This window comes from Roseobacter fucihabitans (assembly GCF_014337925.2).
GTDB classification, from domain to species: domain Bacteria; phylum Pseudomonadota; class Alphaproteobacteria; order Rhodobacterales; family Rhodobacteraceae; genus Roseobacter; species Roseobacter fucihabitans.
The window spans coordinates 2,513,292-2,535,672 of the sequence record NZ_CP143423.1 but is presented as its reverse complement, the minus strand read 5'-3'; the positions used below and the strand labels follow the sequence as shown (position 1 = coordinate 2,535,672).

Annotated in this window: 23 protein-coding genes; 10 read left to right on the top strand and 13 right to left on the bottom strand. The window is 59.7% G+C overall.

What is annotated here, in order from left to right:
• Window positions 1-44 precede the first annotated feature (44 nt).
• Window positions 45-659, top strand: coding sequence for a hypothetical protein (locus tag ROLI_RS12415; RefSeq protein WP_187431764.1), 615 nt, complete (start codon window positions 45-47; stop codon window positions 657-659).
• A 10-nt stretch (window positions 660-669) separates the two neighbouring features.
• Here the strand turns inward: ROLI_RS12415 and ROLI_RS12410 are convergent, their stop codons facing one another.
• Window positions 670-2,136 carry a cobyric acid synthase gene (locus tag ROLI_RS12410; protein ID WP_187431765.1) on the bottom strand — a complete coding sequence of 489 codons (1,467 nt, stop codon included), beginning with the start codon at window positions 2,134-2,136 and terminating at the stop codon, window positions 670-672.
• A 246-nt stretch (window positions 2,137-2,382) separates the two neighbouring features.
• A complete protein-coding gene (locus tag ROLI_RS12405; protein WP_008228933.1) occupies window positions 2,383-2,703 on the bottom strand; it encodes a DUF6280 family protein in 321 nt (106 codons plus the stop codon).
• A 219-nt stretch (window positions 2,704-2,922) separates the two neighbouring features.
• Between ROLI_RS12405 and efp the strand changes: the two genes are divergently transcribed.
• Window positions 2,923-3,486, top strand: a complete 564-nt coding sequence (gene efp, locus ROLI_RS12400) for an elongation factor P (protein WP_187431766.1) — start codon at window positions 2,923-2,925, stop codon at window positions 3,484-3,486.
• Between the two features lie 13 nt (window positions 3,487-3,499).
• Here the strand turns inward: efp and ROLI_RS12395 are convergent, their stop codons facing one another.
• Window positions 3,500-4,240, bottom strand: a complete 741-nt coding sequence (locus ROLI_RS12395) for a folate-binding protein YgfZ (RefSeq protein WP_187431767.1) — start codon at window positions 4,238-4,240, stop codon at window positions 3,500-3,502.
• Between the two features lie 68 nt (window positions 4,241-4,308).
• On the opposite strand from ROLI_RS12395, the gene ROLI_RS12390 reads away from it, so the two are divergent.
• The gene (locus ROLI_RS12390) at window positions 4,309-4,983 is read left to right on the top strand and encodes a TIGR04283 family arsenosugar biosynthesis glycosyltransferase (RefSeq protein WP_338469159.1); all 675 of its coding nucleotides are present in this window, start codon (window positions 4,309-4,311) and stop codon (window positions 4,981-4,983) included.
• 91 nt (window positions 4,984-5,074) lie between these two features.
• The gene (locus ROLI_RS12385; RefSeq protein WP_187432081.1) at window positions 5,075-6,283 is read left to right on the top strand and encodes an alanine--glyoxylate aminotransferase family protein; all 1,209 of its coding nucleotides are present in this window, start codon (window positions 5,075-5,077) and stop codon (window positions 6,281-6,283) included.
• Here ROLI_RS12385 and ROLI_RS12380 read toward each other — a convergent pair.
• Both ROLI_RS12380 and ROLI_RS12375 read right to left on the bottom strand, forming a co-directional pair.
• Complete coding sequence (locus tag ROLI_RS12380; RefSeq protein WP_187432080.1) at window positions 6,280-6,495, bottom strand: hypothetical protein; 216 nt, start codon at window positions 6,493-6,495, stop codon at window positions 6,280-6,282. The genes ROLI_RS12385 and ROLI_RS12380 overlap by 4 nt on opposite strands.
• Before the next feature lie 50 nt (window positions 6,496-6,545).
• On the bottom strand, window positions 6,546-7,655 hold the full coding sequence (locus ROLI_RS12375) for a pyridoxal phosphate-dependent aminotransferase (protein WP_187432079.1): 1,110 nt from the start codon (window positions 7,653-7,655) through the stop codon (window positions 6,546-6,548).
• A gap of 112 nt (window positions 7,656-7,767) precedes the next feature.
• On the opposite strand from ROLI_RS12375, the gene ROLI_RS12370 reads away from it, so the two are divergent.
• Entirely contained in the window at window positions 7,768-8,556 is a 789-nt protein-coding gene (locus ROLI_RS12370) for a crotonase/enoyl-CoA hydratase family protein (RefSeq protein WP_187432078.1), read from the top strand.
• Between the two features lie 102 nt (window positions 8,557-8,658).
• On the opposite strand, the gene ROLI_RS12365 is transcribed toward ROLI_RS12370, so the two are convergent.
• Genes ROLI_RS12365 through ROLI_RS12355 form a run of 3 tightly spaced genes read right to left on the bottom strand, consistent with a single transcriptional unit; the run spans window position 8,659 to window position 12,145 of the window.
• Window positions 8,659-8,856 (bottom strand): hypothetical protein, encoded by a 198-nt coding sequence (locus tag ROLI_RS12365; RefSeq protein ID WP_316247507.1) that lies wholly within the window; start codon window positions 8,854-8,856, stop codon window positions 8,659-8,661.
• Window positions 8,810-8,920 (bottom strand): DnaJ family domain-containing protein, encoded by a 111-nt coding sequence (locus ROLI_RS12360; protein WP_316247506.1) that lies wholly within the window; start codon window positions 8,918-8,920, stop codon window positions 8,810-8,812. The genes ROLI_RS12365 and ROLI_RS12360 overlap by 47 nt, the downstream gene beginning before the upstream one ends.
• A gap of 9 nt (window positions 8,921-8,929) precedes the next feature.
• Window positions 8,930-12,145, bottom strand: a complete 3,216-nt coding sequence (locus ROLI_RS12355) for a valine--tRNA ligase (protein WP_187432083.1) — start codon at window positions 12,143-12,145, stop codon at window positions 8,930-8,932.
• Window positions 12,146-12,450: 305 nt separating this feature from the next.
• On the opposite strand from ROLI_RS12355, the gene ROLI_RS12350 reads away from it, so the two are divergent.
• The 3 genes from ROLI_RS12350 to ROLI_RS12340 all read left to right on the top strand — a co-directional run bounded on the left by ROLI_RS12350 (window position 12,451) and on the right by ROLI_RS12340 (window position 16,141).
• Window positions 12,451-12,690: a hypothetical protein gene (locus ROLI_RS12350; RefSeq protein WP_187432077.1), complete on the top strand. Its 240-nt coding sequence runs from the start codon at window positions 12,451-12,453 to the stop codon at window positions 12,688-12,690.
• 96 nt (window positions 12,691-12,786) lie between these two features.
• Window positions 12,787-15,084 carry a xanthine dehydrogenase family protein molybdopterin-binding subunit gene (locus ROLI_RS12345; RefSeq protein WP_187432076.1) on the top strand — a complete coding sequence of 766 codons (2,298 nt, stop codon included), beginning with the start codon at window positions 12,787-12,789 and terminating at the stop codon, window positions 15,082-15,084.
• Window positions 15,062-16,141, top strand: a complete 1,080-nt coding sequence (locus tag ROLI_RS12340) for a DUF2235 domain-containing protein (RefSeq protein ID WP_405048955.1) — start codon at window positions 15,062-15,064, stop codon at window positions 16,139-16,141. The genes ROLI_RS12345 and ROLI_RS12340 overlap by 23 nt, the downstream gene beginning before the upstream one ends.
• A 301-nt stretch (window positions 16,142-16,442) precedes the next feature.
• Here the strand turns inward: ROLI_RS12340 and metF are convergent, their stop codons facing one another.
• Window positions 16,443-17,312 (bottom strand): methylenetetrahydrofolate reductase [NAD(P)H], encoded by an 870-nt coding sequence (metF, locus tag ROLI_RS12335; protein ID WP_187432075.1) that lies wholly within the window; start codon window positions 17,310-17,312, stop codon window positions 16,443-16,445.
• Between the two features lie 88 nt (window positions 17,313-17,400).
• On the opposite strand from metF, the gene ROLI_RS12330 reads away from it, so the two are divergent.
• Together ROLI_RS12330 and ROLI_RS12325 are read left to right on the top strand one after the other, a co-directional pair.
• A complete protein-coding gene (locus ROLI_RS12330) occupies window positions 17,401-18,306 on the top strand; it encodes a LysR family transcriptional regulator (protein ID WP_187432074.1) in 906 nt (301 codons plus the stop codon).
• Window positions 18,307-18,449: 143 nt separating this feature from the next.
• Window positions 18,450-19,592 (top strand): DUF3095 domain-containing protein, encoded by a 1,143-nt coding sequence (locus tag ROLI_RS12325; RefSeq protein WP_187432073.1) that lies wholly within the window; start codon window positions 18,450-18,452, stop codon window positions 19,590-19,592.
• On the opposite strand, the gene ROLI_RS12320 is transcribed toward ROLI_RS12325, so the two are convergent.
• The 4 genes from ROLI_RS12320 to ROLI_RS12305 form a co-directional block, all read right to left on the bottom strand.
• Window positions 19,593-19,823, bottom strand: coding sequence for a DUF1289 domain-containing protein (locus ROLI_RS12320; RefSeq protein ID WP_187432072.1), 231 nt, complete (start codon window positions 19,821-19,823; stop codon window positions 19,593-19,595).
• A gap of 3 nt (window positions 19,824-19,826) precedes the next feature.
• A complete protein-coding gene (gene ruvX / locus ROLI_RS12315; protein WP_187432071.1) occupies window positions 19,827-20,315 on the bottom strand; it encodes a Holliday junction resolvase RuvX in 489 nt (162 codons plus the stop codon).
• Window positions 20,312-21,544 carry a c-type cytochrome biogenesis protein CcmI gene (gene ccmI / locus ROLI_RS12310; protein WP_187432070.1) on the bottom strand — a complete coding sequence of 411 codons (1,233 nt, stop codon included), beginning with the start codon at window positions 21,542-21,544 and terminating at the stop codon, window positions 20,312-20,314. The genes ruvX and ccmI overlap by 4 nt, the downstream gene beginning before the upstream one ends.
• A 410-nt stretch (window positions 21,545-21,954) precedes the next feature.
• Window positions 21,955-22,146 (bottom strand): hypothetical protein, encoded by a 192-nt coding sequence (locus ROLI_RS12305; protein ID WP_187432069.1) that lies wholly within the window; start codon window positions 22,144-22,146, stop codon window positions 21,955-21,957.
• Between the last annotated feature and the right edge of the window lie 235 nt (window positions 22,147-22,381).

Below are 22,381 nucleotides of genomic sequence, written 5' to 3'. Positions count from 1 at the left end.
TATCCTTGCGCCGTTGATGAGTGGTGATCAGAGGTCGTGTACAAATGTCTAAACCGGTTTCGAATGGGGATACCGATCCGCCCGATCGGCGGTTGCGTGGGAATAAATCGGGTGGGCCTGAGAAGCCGGCCAAAATGAGCGCAGAGCGGCTGGTCCTGTCGCCGCAGCTGCGCGTGCAAAACTCTGATATCTTACGACTAGAGTCCCGGCATGCGGTATCGCCAGCGGATAATCCGGGCGAGGCCACTGGCGCGCAAAAACGCCTGCCGGATCATGACGGCGACGTGGGATCAAAGAAAACAGCCGCGGATTTTGGGATCGACGAGTTGACGGCAAAAATCACAGCCCTTGAGACGGCCATTGCAAAGACGTCGGATCAATGGGAGCCGGATGGCAGCAGCCGGGATGCCTATTCTGGCACACCGTCCGCTATGATGTCATGGCAGGAGAGCATCGAGCTTGATGCAACGGGGACACCGGTCACGGCGGATACGGCGTTGCAGGTACAGGTGCCTGATGAAGGTGCGCTACGCCAGCTTGTGGCCGAGGTCGTGCGCCGTGAGCTTGAAGGGGCAGCGGGAGAGCAGATCACGCGCAACCTTCGGATCATGGTGCGCCAAGAAATTCAGCGTGCTCTGGCTGCGCGAGACGCGCAATAACGCCGACGGATCAGCGTTGCGCACAAGGAGCCGCCAAGGCGAGCAAAGCGTCCAGGTCCATATGGGTTTCGAGGTGATCCGCAAGCCCATCTAAGGTGGCTTCAACGGTCCGCTCATAACCGATCTGGGACCGGGTGGCGAAGCTCCCAAGCCAGGCCGCGCGAAATGCATCGGAACTAAACAACCCATGCAGATAACACCCCTGGACAAGCCCGTCACCGGATGTTGCACCTTGCGGGCCGTCTTCCAGATCGAGCCAGGCATTTTGGCAATCAAGGCCGGTCGTCCGTCCCATATGGATCTCATACCCCGATAGGGGCGCACCGCTGGCGCGATCGGACCCTTTGCTCAGAACAAGTGTTTTTCGCGGTTGCAGGACGGTCTCAACATCCAGATGACCCAATCCCCTGGCACTTCCGGGAACGCCTTCCAGACCATCGGGATCGGCGATTGATTTGCCCAACATCTGATAGCCGCCGCAGAGCCCCAGCACATGCCCGCCGCGTCGGATATGGGCCGCGATATCAATGTCCCACCCTTGCGCACGCAGGGCCTGAAGATCGGCAAGCGTTGCCTTGCTCCCGACCAGTAGGATCACGTCGGCATCCACAGGCAATGGCGTGCCGGGCGAGATGATCTCGAGGTCTACATCCGGTTCCCCTGCCAGCGGATCAAGATCGTCGAAGTTGGAAATACGCGGCAGGCGTGGGACCACGATCTTGAGGCCACGGCCCTGTGAGCGCGCCCGCGCAGGCAGGTCAGCGACATCCTCAGCGGGCAGGCGGTGCGCTTCGGAAAACCACGGGATTACGCCGAGACAAGGCCAGCCCGTGCGGATCACGATATCATCGCGCCCTTCATCAAAAAGGCGAACATCGCCGCGAAACTTATTGATTGAGAACGCTTTTATGAGTGCATTGTCAGCGGGGTCGAGGACCGCCTGCGTGCCGACGACCTGTGCGATCACACCGCCCCGGTCGATGTCACCCATCAGAACGACCGGCACCCCAGCGGCCTGCGCGAAACCCATATTGGCAATGTCGCGGGCGCGCAGGTTGGTTTCCGCCGGGCTGCCCGCGCCCTCGATCAGGATCAGATCACAATCGCCTGCCAGCCGCGCAAAACTCTCCAGAACATATGGCATCAGCCTGTCTTTGGCCGCTCCGAAAGCGCGCGCGTCCTGCGCCCCGAAGACCTGCCCCTGGACGATGATCTGCGCGCCGGTGTCCGATTGGGGCTTCAGCAACACGGGGTTCATATCGGTATGAGGCGCGACACCTGCGGCACGGGCCTGCAACGCCTGTGCGCGCCCAATCTCCCCACCATCAGCGGTCACCGCGGCGTTGTTTGACATGTTCTGTGGCTTGAAGGGTTTCACCCGAAGCCCGCGGCGCGTGTAGGCGCGGGCCAACCCCGCTAAGATTATGGATTTACCGACATTACTGCCGGTGCCCTGGATCATTATCGCGCGTGCCATCGCTCGCCTTTTTGCTGTTTTACGCAGAGTGACGCATGATGCCTGGCAGGAAAAGCACCAAACACCCCTGCAACCGCAGTTTCGCTCAGAGGCAATGTCCCTGGGGGCGGGGCATTGGAACGGATGCGGGCTCGTGACCACTACAAAGCCGCGCGGCGACGTCATGATAACCGGTCCGGCCCCGCGATGATGTCAAAAAAAACGCGCCCGAAGCGGACGCGTCTTTTTCAGAAATGTCGGGTGCTTCTAGGCGGCTTCGGCCTGTTGCGCCGCATTTCTGCGCTCGGATTCTTCACGAGACAGCGCAACAGATGTGCGCACGCCCTTGCCGACGAAATCCATCAAGCCGGTCACAACCCGCTCGTTAGGATCAATGCCTGCACAGCTCAAGACTTCGCGCCCGTCTCTGGAGCGTGCCCAGCGGGCGATCTGCTCAGGACCGTTGCCATATTTCTTGTCGTCAGCGATAGCGTCGTCCAATGCAGCCAGTACCACAGCTGCAAAAAGTTTGCGTGCACGATTGCCTTGCTCGTTGTTAAAGGCCGTGCCGTCAACGAAATCCTTCATTCGTCGTCCTTTCCATTATTCTTGCTCTTGTCTTTTCGGCGTGAAGCCCCTTATGGCTGAGATAAGATGATTCGGATACCCTCTTTTTGCATGGCTCCCATGCGTCAGGTGCATGGGTCTTGCGTCGCGATCTGGCCCTATCCTCACCTTGTCACCACCTCTTGAGCCAGATATAGGGTGCATTAAGAATTCATCAACCTTTTGCAATGGTTAGATCACATGCCTAAAATAAACGGTAACGAAATCCGCCCCGGAAATGTCCTGGAACATAACGATGGTTTATGGGCGGCGGTCAAAGTGGATCACGTCAAGCCGGGCAAGGGTGGTGCCTTTGCTCAGGTGGAGATGCGCAACCTGCGTAACGGTTCAAAACTGAATGAGCGGTTTCGCAGCGCGGATAAAGTCGAGCGGGTGCGGCTGGAGCAAAAAGACCAGCAGTTCCTCTATGAGGATGCGGGCATGTTGGTGGTGATGGACAGTGTGACCTATGAGCAGGTCCAGCTTCCTGCGGAACTTCTGGGCGAGCGTCGCCCGTTCCTGCAAGATGGCATGACCATCGTGGTCGAATTTTATGACGATGAGGCCCTAAACGCGCGGCTGCCCCAAAAAGTCACTTGCAAGATTGTGGAAACCGAACCGGTCGTCAAAGGTCAGACGGCGGCGAATTCGTTCAAACCGGCGGTTCTCGACAATGGTGTCAAGGTTATGGTGCCGCCCTTTGTCGGGCAGGACGAAGACATCGTGGTCAACACCGAAACCATGGAATATTCCGAGCGCGCCTGAGCCCTTCGGGGGCTCAAGCGGTGTCGCGTGTCACCAGGGCTTCACCGGCCTGCATTTCGCCCTGTGCGCGGTCAAACCGCAGGTAGGCCAGAGCCTGCCCTTCTGATCGGCTCAGCAGGGTGCCTGCGGGTTTTCCATCGCTGGTGATGGCGCTGCCGGTTTCGGCCTGCCCGATGATGGATACTTTGGCCAGCCCCTTGCGCAACTCGGTCTTGTGTTTCATGCGCGCGGTGACCTCTTGTCCGACATAACACCCCTTGCGGAAATCGACGCCAGACAGGCGTTCGAATCCCACTTCGAGAATGAACGTATCAGGCGTCAGCTCGATCCCCGTTTGCGGAATCATATGCGCCACCCGGATTGCGGTCCAATCCACCGTATCATCCGTCTGGGGCGTCTCGCGATAGGCGCGCCAGCCCAAAGCGGTATGGCGCGGGTCCGCGAGCCCATCCGCGGGCGGCTCTCCCAATCCGCGGTGCAGATAAAGCCCGCTATCCCCGATTGTGACGTCGGCGCGCAGTTTATACATGCTCAGCCGCTGAACCAAGCCATCAGCCAGCCCCTCCGCAACATCCAGATAAATACCCTCCGGCGCAGCGGCGAGAAAAAAATCGGCGATGAATTTACCCTGCGGCGTCAGCATTGCGGCATAGACCAAACCCTGATCCACAAGGCTCACGTCATTGGTGATCAGACCCTGCAGGAAATCGCGCAGATCCGCGCCGGATAAATATAGAATGCGACGTTTGGTCATGGGGGGTTCCTCTTCTGGCCTGTCATGACATATAGAAGTTTCGCCGCAAAGAAGAAGGGGCATAACCTATGCGTGCACCGATTTCGGTGATCATTCCCACATTGAACGCTGAGGCGCATCTTGGTGCTTGTCTGGCGGGGCTCATGGCGGGGGTCGAAGCGGGGTTGATCCGCGAATTGATCGTCTCGGATGGTGGTTCGGATGACGCCACCGTGGCCATCGCAAAGGCCTGGGGTGCGGAGGTCGTGTTGGGGGCGCCCTCGCGCGGTGGGCAACTGGCGCGCGGCTGTGCAAAAGCCCAGGGACGCTGGTTGCTGGTGCTGCATGCCGATACCGCTTTGCAACCGGGTTGGGTCGGGCCTGCGGTCTTACATCTTGATACGGGGCGGGCCGGGTGGTTCCGTCTGGCATTTGCCCATGGTGGGGTGGCGGGGCGGTGGGTTGCGGGCTGGGCGAACCTGCGCAGTCGGTGTGGGCTGCCTTATGGCGATCAGGGGTTGCTGCTGCCGCAGACACTTTACCGCGAGGTCGGGGGATACCCGGATCAGCCGTTGATGGAGGACGTGGCCATCGCGCTGGCCCTGAAGGGGAAGCTGGCTCCGATTGAGGCTGTCGCACAGACCTCAGCGACCCGTTACCAAAGCCAGGGCTGGGTGCGGCGCGGGTCCCGTAACCTGTGGTGTTTGCTGCGCTATCTCGCCGGTGCTTCCCCCGTTGGCCTCGCCGAAAGCTACCGGCGCTGATGCGCACCCCTTAGCTGAATTTTGAGCCAACCACCGATTGACCCCAGGGGTGGGGCGGTTAGGGTCAGCCGATATCAAGAGGATAATACGCATGGCTCAATCGCCGACACCCGCCGCTGGTCGCGGATACCTCGCCATTCCCGGCCCCTCGGTAATGCCGGAGGCCGTGCTCAATGCCATGCACCGCGCCGCCCCCAATATCTATGCTGGTGAATTGCCGGATATGATGCCGGGGCTGGTTGCGGATTTGCGCCGCGTGGCGCGCACAGACGGGCATGTCGCGATCTATATCGCCAACGGGCATGGCGTCTGGGAAGCGGCGCTGGCCAATGTCGTGGCACCCGGTGACAAGGTGCTGGTCTTGGCGACCGGGTTTTTCGGCCACGGCTGGGCGGGCATGGCCACCGCCCTTGGTGCAGAGGTCGAAGTGATGGATTTCGGCAAGGCCGCACGCGTGGACCCTGGCCGGCTCGCAGAGCGGCTCAAGGCGGATGCGTCCCATGAGATCAAAGCGGTGCTGGCGGTGCATGTCGATACATCCAGTTCCATACGCAATGACATGACGGCAGTGCGCAGCGCGATGGACGGGGCCGGGCATCCGGCGCTTTTGATGGCGGATTGCATCGCCTCGCTGGGCTGTGATGTCTTTGAAATGGACGTCTGGGGCGTGGATGTAATGGTGACGGGGTGCCAGAAGGGGTTAATGGTGCCGCCGGGCATGGGGTTTGTTTTCTTCAATGACAAGGCCGCCGAGGTGCGCGCGGCCATGAAGCGGGTCAGCAGGTATTGGGACTGGACACCGCGCGCCAATCCACAGGGGTTTTCCGAATACTGGAACGGCACGGCACCGACGCATCATGTCTATGGGCTGCGCGCCGCCCTCGATTTGATCCATGCGGAGGGGATGGAGGCGGTCTGGGCGCGCCACGCGACGCTTGCCCGCGCGGTTTGGGCGGCATGCGATGTCTGGGCGCAGGGCGGACCGCTGCGCCTGAACGTGCCCGATCCGGACTGGCGCAGCCATGCGGTCACATCTCTGCACCTCAAAGCGCCTCAGGCGACAGCGTTGCGCGCATGGACAGAGCGTGAATTGGGGCTGACGCTGGGCATTGGGCTGGGCATGGTGGAGGCACAGGATCCGGCCTGGCACGGATTTTTCCGGCTGGGCCATATGGGCCATATCAACGGTCACATGATCCTTGGGCTACTCGGTGGGATCGAGGCCGGCATGCGCGCTCTGGACATCCCCCATGACAGCGGCGGGCTCAGCGCCGCCGCCGAGATCATCGCAGGGCGCTAGCGGGACGTGGGTGTGGCCCAACGCGCGTCTTCGCGACGGCGCCGCTCTTCAAGCCAGTTGAGCCAGTGATTGACCGCAAGCGCCACGAAAGCCGCAACCACCAAACCCCAGAGCGCGAAAAGAAACAGAAGCATCAAGGTCAAATTCACGCCAAACATGACGATACAGGCGGTTGTGTAATTCGGCGCGCGGCCAAGCTTATGATTGTCCATGATCAGCGTCTCATTTGCCAACAGATGACAAAATTATAACGTGACAATGGTTAACGCCAGCTTTTTTCTGCCGCCCGTAACGCGATTGGCATCACATCGGCGAGAATATCCAGATCGGCGGGGGTGCCGCAGCTGATCCGGATGCATCGGTTTTGCGGTGCGACCAGCGGCATGCGGATAAAGACGCCTTCATTGATCATTTCGCGCATGACCTTCTGGGCAAAAACAGCATCGCGCTTGCAGTCGATGGTCACGAAATTAGTCGCCGATTTCAGCGGTCGCAGGCCGTGTTTGACGGCCATTGTCCATATTCGGTTGCGTGAGGCCGCGATGCGTGCCTGGACCGTGCGCAACCATGTTTGATCATCCAGCGCCGCCAAGGCCCCGGCCTGCGCCGCCCGGTTCATCCCGAAATGATTGCGCACCTTGTTAAAGGACGCGATCAGATCCACAGCACCCATCGCATACCCCACACGCGCACCGGCCAGACCGTAGGCCTTGGAGAAAGTCCGCAAACGGATCACCCGCGGATCGTCCATCGCCAAAGGCAAGCTGGTGCCGCCCGGGGCGCATTCAATATAGGCTTCATCCAACACGAGTAACGTGCCTTTGGGCAGGTTTTTCATCGCGGCCTCGATGTCGCCACCTTTATGCGCGGTGCCCATCGGGTTGTCGGGATTTGCCAGATAGACAAGTTTAGCGTTTACCTCACCCGCTTTGGCAAAAAGCGCGTCGATATCCTCGAAATCATCGGCATAGGGGACCTTGTGGATGACCCCGCCGTACCCTGCGACGTGGTAATTGAACGTCGGATAGGCCCCATCCGAGGTCACCACCGTATCTCCGGGGCCCACCATCAGGCGGACGATATATCCCAGCAACCCATCGATGCCTTCACCAACCGCGATCATCTCGGGCAGGATGCCGTAATGATCGCTCAGCGCTTCGCGCAGGTCGTAGCTTTCGGGGTCCCCATATTTCCACATTTGCGTGTCGGCCATGGCGCTCGCAGCGGCAGGCGAGGGGCCAAAGACGTTTTCATTTGCCCCAAGGCGGGCGTTGAAAAGCTGGCATCGCGCCCGCTCTTGCGTCTCCGGCCCGACAAAAGGAACAGTATCGGGCAGGGCCTGGGCGAGCGGAGTCAGTCGAAAATGTGTCATGGCGCTCTTTAAAACGGCTTTACCGGTTTGGGCAAGTACGAGATTGCCCCAACGTCTTTCTGGTCAAAAACGCGCTTCTCGGGTCACATGGCAATAACGCTAGGAGAAAAAGATGTCCCATATCACGGTAAACGTCGCCGATCACATCGCGCATGTGCAGTTGAACCGGCCCGAAAAACGCAACGCGCTGGACCAGCAGATGTTTGATGATCTGATCGCGGCGGGCGCGGAAGTGGCGCAGTCGGGCGCGCGGGCTGCGGTCTTGTCCGGGGCGGGGGAGAGTTTTTGCGCCGGCATCGACATTGCAAGCCTTGGCGCGATGGTGGGTCAGGATATGGAGGCGCTGATCCTGCCGCGCACGCATGGCGGCGGCACCACCAACAAATGGCAGGAGGCCGCGATGATCTGGCACCGGCTTGAAATCCCCGTCATCGCGGCGTTGCAGGGCGCGGTTTACGGCGCGGGGCTGCAAATTGCGCTGGCGGCGGATATGCGCATCGCCGCGCCCGATACAAAACTGGCCGTGATGGAAATGAAATGGGGGATCATTCCGGATATGGGCGGAATGGTTTTGCTACCGGCTCTGGTGCGCTCGGATGTGATGCGGCGTTTGATCTATACGGCGACCCCCGTGGATGCAGCGCAGGGGGAGGCCTGGGGGTTGGTAAGCGAGATTGCGGACGACCCGCTGGCGGTGGCTTTTGCGCTGGCGCATGAGATCGCGGGCAAGAGCCCGAAGGCGATCCGCGCGGCGAAGGCGCTTGCGAATATCGCGCAAAGCGGCGATGTCGACACGGTTTTGATGGCCGAAGCGCGCGCGCAAGCAGGGCTGCTGGGTCAAGCGGAGCAAATGGAGGTGATCGCGGCGCAATTCGCCAAACGCGCCCCTGTATTCAAATAAGCGGTGTCTGCGCCGGGCTTATAACATGAATTTCCGCCGCGCTTCACGGACAATTTCAGAGCGCAATTCAAGATCGGCCAGCCGGGCCATGGCTTTCTTACCTTATGCTTCCTTACGCTGTGCTTCGGTCTCACAGGCGGCATGGGCTTTGCGCGCCGCACGGAGGTCCTTTTTCAAACGGAATTCTTCCGGGACCACGCCTGCTTCGGCCATGATCTGCATACCTGCGCAGAGAGCTGCCGCAGCGGCGGTTTCAAACACGACGGTCAGGCAGGGGTTTACCTTCCCCTTCCAACCCATCCATCGCGCCACAGGTCTGTGCCTTGGCGATCTGTCGTTCAACGAGATTTCTCAAGCTGCGCATGGCAGCAGTTTACCCCAATTCGGCCAACCGCGCGAGGGCTTCCCTGAGCTTGCCTTCTTCTGCTTCGCGCAGGGCGAGATTTTTGCGGGTTTCCGCGACAACGTCTTCCGGGGCGGAGGCTGCAAATTTGGGGTTCTTCAGACGGCCTCTGAGCCCCCCCAATTCCTTGCCCAGCTTGTCGAGCGTCTTTTGCAACCGCGCCTTTTCTTCCGCCACATCAATGATATCCGCAAGCGGTAGGCCAAAGCTGCCACCGGTGACGCCCAATGCGGCGCAACCCTTGGGAAACGTCTCGACTTCCATCATCGTCTCGACGCGGGCCAAGCGCTTGATCATCGCTTCATTGGCGTCAAATGCGGCGCGCGCCGGGGTTTCAAACCCAACCACGACCAGCGGCACATAGGCACCGGCGGGGACATGCATCTGCGCGCGGGCGGAACGGATCGCGTTGATCAGCGCGATGGTCCAGTTGAGTTCGCCGTCTGCATTCGCGTCCACGAGGTCGGCGGCGGTATATGTGGGCCAATCCGCGTGCACCAACATGCAAGGGCGCTGCTTGAGGCCCCAAAGTTCCTCGGTGACAAAGGGCATGATCGGGTGCAGCAGGATCAGGCATTGATCCAGCGCCCAGGCGTAGACTTCGCGGGTTTCCTGTGCCGCCGTCGGGTCATTACCCTCAAACACTGGCTTGCTGAGTTCCAGATACCAGTCGCAAAACACGCCCCAGACAAAGGCATAAAGCCCATTGGCCGCATCGTTGAAACGATAGGCGTTGAGGCTCGCGTCCACCTCCTCGCGCACCTTTGCGACCTCACCGATGATCCATTTGTTGAGCGCGATTGTTGCCATCGGCGGCGTGTCGCGATGCGGAATCGTGTGGACATTATGGCGCTCGCCGAATGAGGCGGCGTTCCACAGTTTGGTAGTGAAATTGCGATAGCCTGCAATGCGTTGCGTGCTGAGCTTAAGGTCGCGCCCCATGGCGGCCATCGACGTCAGCGTGAAGCGCACGGCATCCGCGCCGAACTCGTCGATCATGTCGAGCGGGTCGATGACATTGCCGACCGATTTGGACATTTTCTTGCCCTTCTCGTCACGCACCAGTGCGTGGACATAGACGGTGCTGAACGGCTTTTGCCCCGTCACGGCATATTGCATCATCATCATCCGCGCGACCCAGAAGAAGATGATGTCAAAGCCGGTGATCAGGGTTGAGGTGGGGAAGTATTTCTGTAGTGCTTCGTTTGCGGCGTCCTGGGCCGCGTCGCCCGTCCAGCCTAGTGTGCCAATGGGCCAAAGGCCGGAGGAGAACCATGTGTCCAGGACGTCAGGGTCGCGGGATAGTTCTAAAAAGCCGGTTTTCTCGGTTTCATCCCACCAATAGTAACCTCCACCCTGTGTTGAGCGTTGGCGGCCATCGACATCAAAGTATTCAGTTCCAGTCTCGGAAATAACGATTTCAATTTCGGTACCGTAAAAGTCCAACGCTTGACTGCGAATTTCCTCCAAATTTGATCCGCAAAATAAAACGGGTTCCAAACGGCTGTCAAATTCAGTTTCAGGCAGACCGTTTTTTAGGCTTTCAGCGATCACTTTCGGCGGCCCATACCAAACCGGGATCTGATGCCCCCACCACAGCTGGCGCGAGATGCACCAAGGCTCAATATTTTCAAGCCAGTTGAAATAGACCTTCTTGTCCTGCTCGGGCAGGATCGCGACGTCGCCGTCCCGCACCGCATCAATCGCGGGCTGCACGATCTTGGAGGTCTCTACAAACCATTGGTCTGTCAGCATCGGCTCAATGACCACTTTGGAGCGGTCGCCAAAGGGTTGCATGATCTTCTTTTTCTCGACCAATGGAACCCACGCATCCCCGGCTTGACCGGGGATATCCGGCTCTGGCATCGCGGCGTCCGCGTCCGGAGATCCTCGGGTCAAGCCCGAGGATGGCGCGGTTGCGGATGTGGTGCCGGGTTCCAAAATATCGGCAGCGACCATGACAGCGAGGCCTTCATCGGTGATTTGGCTCACGACCTGCTCGCGGGCTTGAGGGCCGCTGTCTTGCCCTTTGACACAAAAACGATTTAAGCCGCGCAAATCATCCGGCACCAGATTGATCGCGTCGGCTTCAGTCTCGGTGAGGGTGCGTTCACCTTGCGCGACTTTCATCGCGATCGCGGCGGCTTCGGCGTAGGGCGCACCGTCGCTGCGCATATGTCCGCTGGTATCAAGCAAGCGATACAGCGGAATGTCGTTGCGCTTGGCCACCTGGTAGTCATTGAAGTCATGCGCGCCGGTGATCTTCACTGCGCCGGAACCGAAATCCTTATCCGGGTATTCATCGGTGATGATTGGGATCAGGCGGCGATGCTCTTTGGGGCCAACAGGAATTTCACAAAGTTTTCCGATGATTGGCGCATACCGTTCGTCCGATGGATGAACCGCAATCGCGCCATCCCCCAGCATGGTTTCGGGGCGCGTGGTGGCAATTGAAATATAATCCCGCGTCTGGCGCAGGGTGACGTTGCCGTCTTCATCCTTCTCGACATACTCATAGGTGGCACCGCCCGCGAGCGGGTATTTGAAGTGCCACATATGGCCATCGACCTCGATATTCTCGACCTCAAGATCGGAGATTGCCGTCTCGAAATGCGGGTCCCAATTGACCAGCCGCTTGCCGCGATAGATCAACCCGTCATTATACATCTGCACAAAGACCTTGATCACCGCATCGTGGAAATTTGGACCTGTGCCTGCGTCCGGATCCCCCGGCGCGCCGCCCATGGTAAAGGCCTCGCGCGACCAGTCACAGGATGCGCCAAGCCGTTTCAATTGCCCGATGATCGTGCCGCGAGATTTGACCTTCTGCTCCCAGACACGCTCGACGAATTTCTCGCGCCCCATTTCGCGGCGGGTGCCTTCGCCGTTCGCGGCCATCTCGCGCTCCGTGACCATCTGCGTGGCGATGCCCGCGTGATCCGTGCCCGGTTGCCAGAGCGTGTCGAAACCGCGCATCCGGTGCCAGCGCACCAAGATGTCCTGTAGCGTGTTGTTGAACGCGTGCCCCATGTGCAGCGATCCCGTCACATTGGGCGGGGGGATCATGATGGAAAAGGTTTCATCGCGCGTGGCATTGGCCCCCGCCTTGAAAGCCCCGGCCTGTTCCCAGGCGGCGTAAAGGCGTGCTTCGGCTTCGTTTGCGTCAAATTTCTTTTCCATCGGCATCGCGGCACCCATCAAAACTGTGATTGACCTGTGATCTATCCAAACTGCGGCAAGAGGGAAAGAGGCGTTGGGTGTCTATTCCGTGTGATCACGTGCAGCGGGCCCGCAATGCCAGCTGTGTTTCGATGGCGGTTCTCAATAAGGGTGTGATTTTGGTGCGATGCGGGGCGTGGGGATGTGGGCGCACCACCCGGTGAGGGAAGGATCCTGCAAGACGTTGCACAGGGTATTTGACCGGCGCTTTTCGGGCTGGAGGGCTTTATTGCCGGGTTTGCGCAGACCTATTGAGTTCGTAAGGCTTTCTCATGTGCCAAGGGTACACTTCTGCTCTGCCTCTGGCAGCGGGCCAGGCAACCCACGTCGCCAATATGACCCAGCGGATGAAACCAAGGGAGGCGGCGTTGAAGCGCGGCGGCACCGGTGCCGCTGGATGCGCGTTTGCCTCTTCGGGCGGCGAACGAATTTATACGCGTCAGATGCGCGCGATTTTCGTAACAGATGAAACATCGGATGCCGCCTCAATTTTACGCAGACCCAAGGGGTGAGGACCGCCACCCTGCGCAAAAGATCGCGGTGGCTGGACAAGCGGGCGCGCGCCGCTAGTGTCCCTCTCGACGCAGCGCCCAAAAAAGGAGCCTCCCATGGATAAGTTCGGCAAATCACAATCGGTCAAGCGGGTCGAGGATGTACGGTTTTTGACCGGGGGCGGGCGTTATGTGGATGACATTGCCCCCGCAGGCGCTCTGCGGGCTTTCGTCTTCCGCGCACCGGTTGCACATGCCGTGATCACCACACTGGATGTCAGGGATGCGCGGCAAGCGGATGGCGTGCACGCGGTTTTGACGGTGGCGGATCTGGAAGCGGCGGGCATGGACATCAACATGTTCGGGGCGACGGTCAAGAACCTCGATGGGACGCAGGGTGCCAGTCCGGACAGGCCGTTGCTCGCCAAGGGCAAGATGCGCTTTGTGGGCGAGCCGGTGGCTTTCATCGTGGCCGATACGCTGGAGCAGGCGCGCGATGCGGCGGAACTGATCGAGCTGGATTACGATGATTTGCCCGCGAAAATGGATATGGCCGTTGGCGGCGCACCGGTGCATGAGGATGTGCCGGATAACCGCGCGTTTGACTGGGGCATGGGCGATCAGGCGGCCACGGATGCGGCGTTCAAGGCGGCCGCGCGCACGGTTAGCCTTGAAGTCGGTGATAATCGCATTCTCGTAAGCTCGCTCGAACCGCGTGGGTGTTTTGCCCAATGGCACGGCGACCGGGTGCATGTGTCCTTGGGCGGGCAGGGCGTCTGGGCGCATAAGGAAGCGATTTCCAAGGCGCTGGCGATTGACCCCGAAGATGTGCGAGTGAGCAATCCGGATGTGGGGGGTGGTTTTGGGATGAAGGGTTTTCCCTATCCGGAATACCCGCTGGCCGCACATGCGGCGCGCGTGACGGGGCGTCCCGTGCGTTGGATGTCAGACCGTACCGAGGCGATGTTGACGGATAACGCCGGGCGCGATCTGACCTCGCTGGCGGAATTTGCCTTTGACGAGACCAATAAGATCACCGCCTACCGTGTGCACACACGTTGCAATCTTGGGGCCTACAACAGCCATTTCGGCCAGGTCATTCAGAGCCAGCTTTTCAGCCGCGTTCTGATGGGGGTTTATGACGTGCAAAACACCTGGCTGCACGTCGAAGGGTTTTATACCAACACCACCTATGTCGATGCCTATCGCGGCGCGGGGCGCCCCGAGGCGATTTATCTGCTGGAACGCCTGATGGATAGGGCCGCGCGTGAATTGGGCGTTGATCCGATTGAGTTGCGCCGTCGCAATTTCATCAAACCGGAACAGTTCCCCTATCAGACCTCGACGGGGGAGACATATGACGTTGGCGATTTTGATAAACTGCTGAGCCGGGCCCTGGAGGAGGCCGATATGGCGGGGTTCGCCGCGCGTAAAAACGCCGACGCCAGCAAGGGTCTTCTGCGCGGATTTGGGCTCTGTTACTATATTGAAAGTATTTTGGGTGATCCTTCGGAAGGTGCGAAGGTTGAATTTAATGAGGATGGTACTGTGACGATCTACGTGGGCACACAATCCACAGGGCAGGGGCATGAAACGGTCTATGCCGCGTTTCTGTCGGATCAGACCGGTATCCCCGCGGATATGATCACCGTCGTACAAGGCGACAGTGACCGGATTGCGCAGGGCGGCGGCACCGGCGGATCGCGTTCCGTGACGGTGCAAAACAATGCAACGCTCGCGACCGTTTCCGAGATGACGGAGAAATTCACCGCGTTCCTCGCGGATGAAATGGGTGTCCCGGCATCCGAAATCAGTTTTGATGACGAGTGTTTCCGCGCGGAGGGCTCCAACCTGACACCGAGCATGCTGGAGGTGGCCGATATGGCCCGTGCCAAAGGGCGGGATGATCTGTTGGTGCATGAGGCCCGCGCGACGCTGCCTGCGCGCAGCTTTCCCAATGGGTGCCATATTTCAGAGGTCGTGATTGATCCCGAGACCGGTGTCGTGCGGGTGGATCGTTATACGGTGGTGGATGATTTTGGTAACCTTATCAATCCGATGCTGGCCGAAGGTCAGGTCCACGGCGGGGTGGTGCAGGGTATTGGGCAGGCGCTGACAGAGCATGTTGTTTTTGACGGGGACGGCCAATTGCTCACGGCATCGTTCATGGACTACGCCTTGCCGCGTGCCGATGACGTCCCCATTATCAGTTTTAATTCCGAACCCGTACCTTCCACGGCCAATATCATGGGCATGAAGGGGTGTGGTGAAGCGGGAACGGTTGGCGCATTGGCCGCGGTGGCCAACGCGGTTCAGGACGCACTTTGGGAGCGGGGGGTGCGACAGGCCGATATGCCATTTACCCCGCATAAAGTTTGGGAGCTGTTGAACGGTGAGGTCCTCGCGGCAGAATAACAAATGGTTCGGGTGGCTGCACAGCAGGTTCTGGCGTCGACCCGATCGTGATTTTGGCCCCCGCCGAGGCCCCGTCACCCATGTTGTTATTCTGGATGGCACCATGTCCTCGCTGGAACCGGGGAGTGAAACCAACGCCGGACGTGCCTATCAATTATGCCGTGAAATGACCGGGTCCGTCTCGATATACTATGAGCCGGGATTGCAATGGAATGACTGGCGCTCCGCCCTTGATGTGATGCAGGGGCGCGGCATCAATCGCCAGATCAGGCGGGCCTATGGGTATCTCGCCTCGCGCTATCGTCCGGGCGACAAGATCTTTCTGATGGGATATTCCCGAGGCGCATACGCGGTGCGCAGTCTTGCCGGGGTGATCGATCTGATGGGGTTGCTCAAGGCCGATAGCGCCACCGAGCGCAACATCCGCGATGTATACCGTTTTTATGAAGGGGATCCAAACAGCCCATGCGCGCGCCAGTTCGCAGCCTCCCATTGCCTCGCGAGCGTGGAAATCGAAATGATCGGCGTCTGGGATACGGTGAAATCTCTGGGTTTCAACGCGCCGGTGCTCTGGCGGTTGAGCGAAAAGCGGCACTCCTTTCACAACCACCAGCTTAGTCACAATGTGAAATCAGGCTATCATGCCTTGGCGCTGAATGAGACGCGCGTGGCCTATAAGCCGATTTTGTGGGACTCGCCGCAAGGGTTTCAGGGGCATGTGGAGCAAGTCTGGTTTTCCGGCACCCATGGCGATGTGGGGGGGCAATTGGGCGGCTTTGAGGTGGCGAGACCGCTGGCCAATATTCCGCTGGTCTGGATGCTGGAAAGGGCGCAGATGAACGGGCTTCCACTGCCGGATGGATGGTCCTGCCGGATGCAACAAGATCCGAGTGCGCCGATGCTCGGCACCTTTCGCGGCAATGGCAAGTGGTTCGTGACCCGCCGGGGCCGCAAGATCATGAAAGACCCCTCCGAGGTCATCCACGATAGCGTGGCCTTGCGCGCCGCAGCAAAGCCCGCGCCGCGAGGCTGGGCCGGTTTCGGCAAGGCGGTTTAACGTGATTTTTTGCCTTTTCCATCGAGCGTCCAGGTCGTTTGAGGCACATGAAAAACCCCGCGCCGATCCGCGCCATGCTCTGAAAGCCGGGGAGCCCTCCTGACCGGTGCGCTTGCCCCTTTGATCACGGCAGATGTATTTGATTGCCGCCCGGTCAGCGCAGCGCGATTTTCCAAACTGGGAACTGCGATGCGCTGTGGCAGTCCCACGCCGCTCTGACGGTTAGCAACCTATCGTCCCAACCACTCTGGTTGATATTTGCTATCTTCAAACCGTCTCGACGTTATTTTTATGAAAAAGGTTAAGCGACATCTCTGATGCCTGTGACGGCCTGTGTGACACCCAGTGCATGGCAAATCTCGCGGGTCATGTCGGGGCGGTTCAGCGTGTAGAAATGCAGCGCATCCACGCCTTCATCTAACAGCTCGGAGCATAATTCGGTGCATACTGCCGTCGCCAACAGGTCGTGACGATCATCGCGCAGAGCCGCCTCGAATGCCTGGTCAAGCCATGCGGGTATCGAAGTTCCGCAGCGTAGGGCGAATTTGCGCGCATTCGTCCAATTTACGATCGGCAAGACGCCCGGGGTGATCGGGGCGGTGATCCCGGCCTTGGCGCATGCATCCCGGAAGCGCAAAAAGGTTTCGGCTTCAAAGAAGAATTGCGTGATCGCCTCATCCGCGCCCGCGTCGAGTTTTGCCTTGAGCCAGTCGATATTCGCTTTCTGGCTGGCCGCTTCCGGGTGTTTTTCGGGATAGGCTCCGACGCGCAGGGTGAATTGCCCCGATTGCGCCAGGGCTTCGATCAACTCACAGGAATCGGCGAACCCGTCGGGGTGGGGCGTAAAGCGGTCCTGGCCCTCCGGCGCGTCACCACGCAGCGCGACGATATCGGTCACACCGGCCTTGGCGAACCGTTGCGCCATGGCCATGGTTTCGGCCTTTGTCGCGCCAACACAGGTCAGATGCGCGGCCACCGGCAAACCGGAAGATTTATGCAACGTATACGCGGCGTCATGCGTCAGATCGCGTGTGCTGCCCCCGGCACCGTAGGTCACGGAGAAGAACCGCGGTTCCAGAGGGGCCAGCGCCTGCGCGGTCTCCCAAAGCTTGAAGGACGCATCAATCGAGCGGGGAGGGAAGACTTCAAAAGAGACGGAAGGCGTTGGCATCTGTGGGATTCCTCATCATTTCATCCCTTGTGCCACACTCGGCTTCGTGAGACAAATTCATAACTCTCATCTTTAACATGAGGATCATATGCATATTGAGTTCCGCCACCTGCGCACCATTCAGGCCATTCACGAGGCCGGTGGGTTGGCGCGGGCCGCCGATCAGCTGCACATCACCCAGTCGGCTCTGAGCCATCAGATCAAGGGGTTGGAGGATCAGGCCGGAGTGGAACTCTTCGTGCGCCGCTCCAAACCGCTCAAGCTTTCTCCGGCGGGGATGCGCCTGTTGAAGCTTGCGCATCAGATCCTGCCGCAGGTGCAGGCGTTGCAGGATGAATTCACCGGGCTGCGTGCGGGCAGCACGGGGCGGATGCATATCGCCATTGAATGTCATGCCTGTTTTGAATGGTTGTTTCCGGTGCTGGAGCAGTTTCGCAAAAGCTGGGGCGACGTCGATGTCGATATCCGTCCGGGGCTGGCCTTTGACGCGCTGCCTGCCTTGCTCAAGGAGGAGGTCGATCTTGTGGTCTCCTCTGATCCGGAGGTGCTTCCAGGTATCGAATTTGTAGAACTCTTTGATTACGCGCCTGTTTTTGTGGCCGCCAGTACCCATCCGCTGGTCAAGAAGCCCTTCGTTGACGCGGTGGATTTCCGCGATCAAACGCTGATTACTTATCCGGTGGAGCGCACCCGTCTGGATGTGTTCAGCCAGTTGTTGATCCCGGCCAAGGTCGAGCCCGTCGCGATCCGGCAGGTTGAATTGACGGCGGTGATCCTGCTTCTGGTGGCCTCGAACAGGGGGGTATCGGTGCTGCCGGATTGGGTGGTGCGCGAGGTGAAATACTCCTCCGACTACATTACCCGGCCCCTGACCGCACTGGGCATTACCCGACGTCTTTATGCGGCCGTGCGCAAAGATGATCTTGGAAAACCCTTCATGCAGCAATTGTTGAAACTGGCCGGGGAAGAAGCCCGCAAGTTGCAATCCCAATAGCGGAACTTTTGCGGTCCCTTGGATCGTCGCGGACCGCGGGAAAACTCGGGCACATCGGAATATCTTTATGTGTGCGCAAGCTATGATAGGGTCCGGGTAGCGGCGCGTTTTGATGCGCGGAAACGCGGGGGGCGATAAGGCGGGTGGCAGAGGCTGAGTTTTACGACAGGCTGGTGCGGACCACATCCTTTGACGCGCTATGCGATCTGGCCAGTTTCACCCCGATGCCTGAAACATGGGTCGTTGGCGTGTGTGACGTGGTCAATTCCACAACCGAGGTTGCAAACGGGCGCTACAAGACGGTCAATATGGTTGGCGCGGCGGTGATTTCGGCGCAGATCAATGCAATTGGGAACCGGCCCTTTCCCTTTGTATTTGGCGGGGATGGGGCGAGTTTTGCGATCCCGCCAGAGCATGCGGATGCCGCCGAACAGGCTTTGCGCGCCGTGCAACGCTGGGCCTTGGATGAATTTGACATCGGCTTGCGTGCGGGGTTGGTGCCTGTCCATGACATTCGCGCGGCGGGGATGGATATTGGTGTCGCGCGGTTTCAGGCCTCTGCGGGGGCGGATTATGCGATGTTCAACGGGGGCGGGGTATCCTGGGCGGAGGCGGCGCTGAAATCAGGCGTGTTCGGGTTTGAGCCGGCACCGCGCGGCACGGTGCCGGATTTGACCGGTCTGTCGTGCAGATGGTCGCCCACCGCTTCGCAAAACGGCACCATCCTCTCCCTGCTTGTGCAACCGGCGAGGGGGGCGGCAGATGCACGTTTCAATGCGGTGGCGGCGGAGATCATAACGCTGAGCGCGAACCTCGCGCGGGGCGGGCATCCGGTCCCGGACGCCGGTCCGGGGACGCAATGGCCACCGCCGGGTGTGACGCTGGAGGCCCATGCGCGCAAGGGCAAAGGCTCGCTTGGTGCATCTCGGCGCAAAATCCTGCTGGAAACTCTGATCGCTTGGGTACTTTTTCGAACGGGATGGACAATCGGGGGGTTCAGCGCAGGTCACTATGCCCGTGTCACCGGGCGCAATTCGGATTTCCGCAAATATGATGACGGTCTGAAAATGACGCTGGATTGCGATTCGACCACATTGGCCGAGATCAAAACCATTTTGGTGCGCGCGCAGGAGGACGGGATCGTGCAATATGGTCTGTTCGAGCAGAAAGAAGCCATGATGACCTGTATCGTGCCGTCAGTGATGCGGGATGATCATATTCATTTCGTCGACGGCGCGGCGGGGGGCTATACGCAGGCCGCCAAGATGATCAAGGCGCGCAACTGACTAACGCGTGATGCGTGCGGCGCGACCGCCCCGGCGCTTGGTGATCTGCCCGGTTCTGAGTGGCAATTCGTCCATGATGGCACGGCGGGCGTCGGGTGACATGCGCGACCAGGCCGTTATTTCGTCCATGGAACGCAGACACCCCGTGCACAGGCGCGCATCCGGGTGGATGACACAGACTTTGATGCAGGGGCTTTCGACCTCGTCACGTCGCCAAATATCGTCGGTCATGGTTTACCCCTCGGCTTTGTCACGAATAATACGCATGCGGTCCAGCACCCCTTGCAAGATATACCCGGCGGCGACGTGATCAATGACCTCGGCGCGACGTTTTCGCGACGTATCCGCCTCCAGCAGGGCGCGTTCAGCGGCAACCGTCGAAAGCCGCTCGTCCCAGAACGTCAGCGGGATGTCCAGACCCGGCGCGCGGGACAGGTTGCGCGCAAAGGCCCGCGTGGACTGGCAGCGCGGCCCTTCCGAGCCATCCATGTTGCGCGGCAATCCCAGAACCAGCCCGCCGATGCGACGTTGCGATACGATTTCCGCCAGTCGCGCCGCGTCCAGCGTGAATTTGCGCCGCTTTACGGTTTCGAGCGGTGTGGCAACGGATAGGAACGTGTCCGATACCGCGACGCCAATCGTCACCGTGCCAAGATCAAGACCTGCGATACCTTGCAGCGCGGGCAGGGCGTCCGCGAATGCTCCGACATCCTCAAAGATCACTCCGCCACCTGGGCGCGTTGGCCGGCACGCAACAGATGATCCAGCGCACGGGTGTCATCGGCAAAGACCTCGATGGCGTTTTCATAGACCGCGCGCGCCTGTCCGGTGCGTCCGAGCACGCCCAAAGCGCCAATGAGCTGGGCCCATTCATCGACTGTGCCACCCTCGGTCGCGAGCCGTTCGGACAGGCCGCCGACCATGCTCTGGATCATCTCCATCCGCTCGGCAGGGCTCATGTCACCGGCGGCTTCAATATCGGCGGCATTTGGTCCGCGACCCGCACCGATTTGCGGGATTTGATAGGTGACGCCTGCGCGAAACGCCATTTCTTCGATCTGCGTCAGAATGGGAGGGATCCAGGGCGCGCTTTCGGGGCCTTCGCGCAGTAAGGCATCCCACATCCGAAACGCCGTATCAGGACGCCCGGTCTGGGCCATCATCAACCCCATGTAGTAGCGCGCAGCGCCGTTTGCCTGATCAAAACTCAACGTGCGGCGCAGCGCGGTTTCAGCCTCAGGCGAGACATACCCCCCCGCCGCCAGCACCAACATATCAGCGTAATCGAGGAAATCCGCAGGACCGGCATCCGCGCCCTTGATCCGCAATACCTGGCTCTGGGCCCGCGCTGCCGCTGCGAAATTACCCATATTTGCTTCATTCTGCGCCAGCAGGATATTCCCTTGCAGATCATCGGGACGCGCGGCAACCGTTTCACGTAATTGCGCGACCAATGCGACATAATCCGGGCTTGCATCACTTGGCATCTGATGCGGGGGCAGGGAGGCTTCGGCGGTTGCCTGGCTGGGACGTTCGGTGCGCGCGGTATCGGCCATTTCAATCCGGTCTGCCAGCGCCAGATCCCCGTAACCCGGCGCGCCCAATTGCAGGTACAACCCAAAGCTGCCGCCGATAAGTACCAGCGCAATTGCCGCGGCGACCAGTTTTGCCGCGCCTCTTGTTGCATCCAGTGTGATCTGGTCGGCCTGAAGGTTGGCGTCAGCAGTCAGAATGCGGCGGGACACTTCGGCGCGGATACGTTCTGCGTCGGCCTCATCGACGACCCCGCGCGCCAGATCCTTGTCGATCTCGCGCAGCTGATCGCGGTACACACGCAAATCATAGGCCGCTGCCGGCTCCACAGTTCCAAGGCGCGGCGCCCGCAACCCCAGAGCCAGCAAAAGAGTAACACATAAGGCAAGTACGCCAGCCGTGATCCAGAATAACGTCATAGTCCCCCGCTCCGTTGAGGGTGTATGTAGTCATGAATGCGTCCGGGCAAAAGAGACAAATGATCACGCCATGCGCCACAATTGCCCTGCGTGTGTGCCGGGATGAGAGTTTGCGTGGGGTTGTCGCGCTGTGTGGTGTTTTTTACATCGGTTTGGCGGGGCGTCACACGCTTTGATGGTCGATGGCGGTGGCCATCATGAAAGAGCATGCGCCTTGTGCCGATGATTTGGCATGAACCGTTTGTGCAACGACGGGACCCGAGGCTAATGTGCTTGCCCCCCCCGAAAATGGATTGAGTTCAACCGCCACCGGGGCGTGCCTGGATCGCAGATATGGGTGATTTTTCAACCCATTTTGCGCTGAGCAATGATCCGGGTGCCAAGAAAACAAAAAGGTTGGCAGACCACCATTATTTTGGTGTCTGCGTCTTTTCGGCTTCGCCCGCTGCGGATCCAAAAGCGATCAGATCGCTGACGTCCACTTCCCGTCCGCCGCGCGCTGCTTTGCGCGTCGCAATACCACGCCGTTCCATGATCAGCATTACAACCGCCACTGCGGCGATTCCGCCGAAAACCAAAACGGCCATCATTTCCTTGCTCATTTCGGGGTCTCCTTCACCTGTGATGTCACGAGTTTAACTAAATGGATCAAGGATGGCGACGGTCAAGTGAGCCGCAAATGCGCAAAAATAATTTTACATAATCGTGCAGCCAGGCTTCCTTGGTTTATTGCAAACGTGCTGTTTCGGCACGATGCGGCCACTGCGAACCGGCATATACGGCTGGCGGATGCCTAAAGTCCGGGGGGATTTCCGCCGATATTGCGATATATCCCGC

What these genes read in the sequence shown, in the direction of transcription:
- ROLI_RS12370 (WP_187432078.1), top strand. Translation starts at nt 7,768, where the DNA reads ATGTCCCATATCACGGTAAACGTCGCCGATCACATCGCGCATGTGCAG.
- ROLI_RS12375 (WP_187432079.1), bottom strand. Translation starts at nt 7,655, where the DNA reads ATGACACATTTTCGACTGACTCCGCTCGCCCAGGCCCTGCCCGATACT.
- ROLI_RS12320 (WP_187432072.1), bottom strand. Translation starts at nt 19,823, where the DNA reads ATGACCGACGATATTTGGCGACGTGACGAGGTCGAAAGCCCCTGCATC.
- ROLI_RS12415 (WP_187431764.1), top strand. Translation starts at nt 45, where the DNA reads ATGTCTAAACCGGTTTCGAATGGGGATACCGATCCGCCCGATCGGCGG.
- ROLI_RS12395 (WP_187431767.1), bottom strand. Translation starts at nt 4,240, where the DNA reads ATGACCAAACGTCGCATTCTATATTTATCCGGCGCGGATCTGCGCGAT.
- metF (WP_187432075.1), bottom strand. Translation starts at nt 17,312, where the DNA reads ATGCCAACGCCTTCCGTCTCTTTTGAAGTCTTCCCTCCCCGCTCGATT.
- efp (WP_187431766.1), top strand. Translation starts at nt 2,923, where the DNA reads ATGCCTAAAATAAACGGTAACGAAATCCGCCCCGGAAATGTCCTGGAA.
- ROLI_RS12410 (WP_187431765.1), bottom strand. Translation starts at nt 2,136, where the DNA reads ATGGCACGCGCGATAATGATCCAGGGCACCGGCAGTAATGTCGGTAAA.
- ROLI_RS12355 (WP_187432083.1), bottom strand. Translation starts at nt 12,145, where the DNA reads ATGCCGATGGAAAAGAAATTTGACGCAAACGAAGCCGAAGCACGCCTT.
- ROLI_RS12390 (WP_338469159.1), top strand. Translation starts at nt 4,309, where the DNA reads ATGCGTGCACCGATTTCGGTGATCATTCCCACATTGAACGCTGAGGCG.
- ROLI_RS12345 (WP_187432076.1), top strand. Translation starts at nt 12,787, where the DNA reads ATGGATAAGTTCGGCAAATCACAATCGGTCAAGCGGGTCGAGGATGTA.
- ROLI_RS12305 (WP_187432069.1), bottom strand. Translation starts at nt 22,146, where the DNA reads ATGAGCAAGGAAATGATGGCCGTTTTGGTTTTCGGCGGAATCGCCGCA.
- ROLI_RS12380 (WP_187432080.1), bottom strand. Translation starts at nt 6,495, where the DNA reads ATGGACAATCATAAGCTTGGCCGCGCGCCGAATTACACAACCGCCTGT.
- ROLI_RS12405 (WP_008228933.1), bottom strand. Translation starts at nt 2,703, where the DNA reads ATGAAGGATTTCGTTGACGGCACGGCCTTTAACAACGAGCAAGGCAAT.
- ROLI_RS12360 (WP_316247506.1), bottom strand. Translation starts at nt 8,920, where the DNA reads ATGCGCAGCTTGAGAAATCTCGTTGAACGACAGATCGCCAAGGCACAG.
- ROLI_RS12365 (WP_316247507.1), bottom strand. Translation starts at nt 8,856, where the DNA reads ATGGGTTGGAAGGGGAAGGTAAACCCCTGCCTGACCGTCGTGTTTGAA.
- ROLI_RS12350 (WP_187432077.1), top strand. Translation starts at nt 12,451, where the DNA reads ATGTGCCAAGGGTACACTTCTGCTCTGCCTCTGGCAGCGGGCCAGGCA.
- ROLI_RS12330 (WP_187432074.1), top strand. Translation starts at nt 17,401, where the DNA reads ATGCATATTGAGTTCCGCCACCTGCGCACCATTCAGGCCATTCACGAG.
- ccmI (WP_187432070.1), bottom strand. Translation starts at nt 21,544, where the DNA reads ATGACGTTATTCTGGATCACGGCTGGCGTACTTGCCTTATGTGTTACT.
- ROLI_RS12385 (WP_187432081.1), top strand. Translation starts at nt 5,075, where the DNA reads ATGGCTCAATCGCCGACACCCGCCGCTGGTCGCGGATACCTCGCCATT.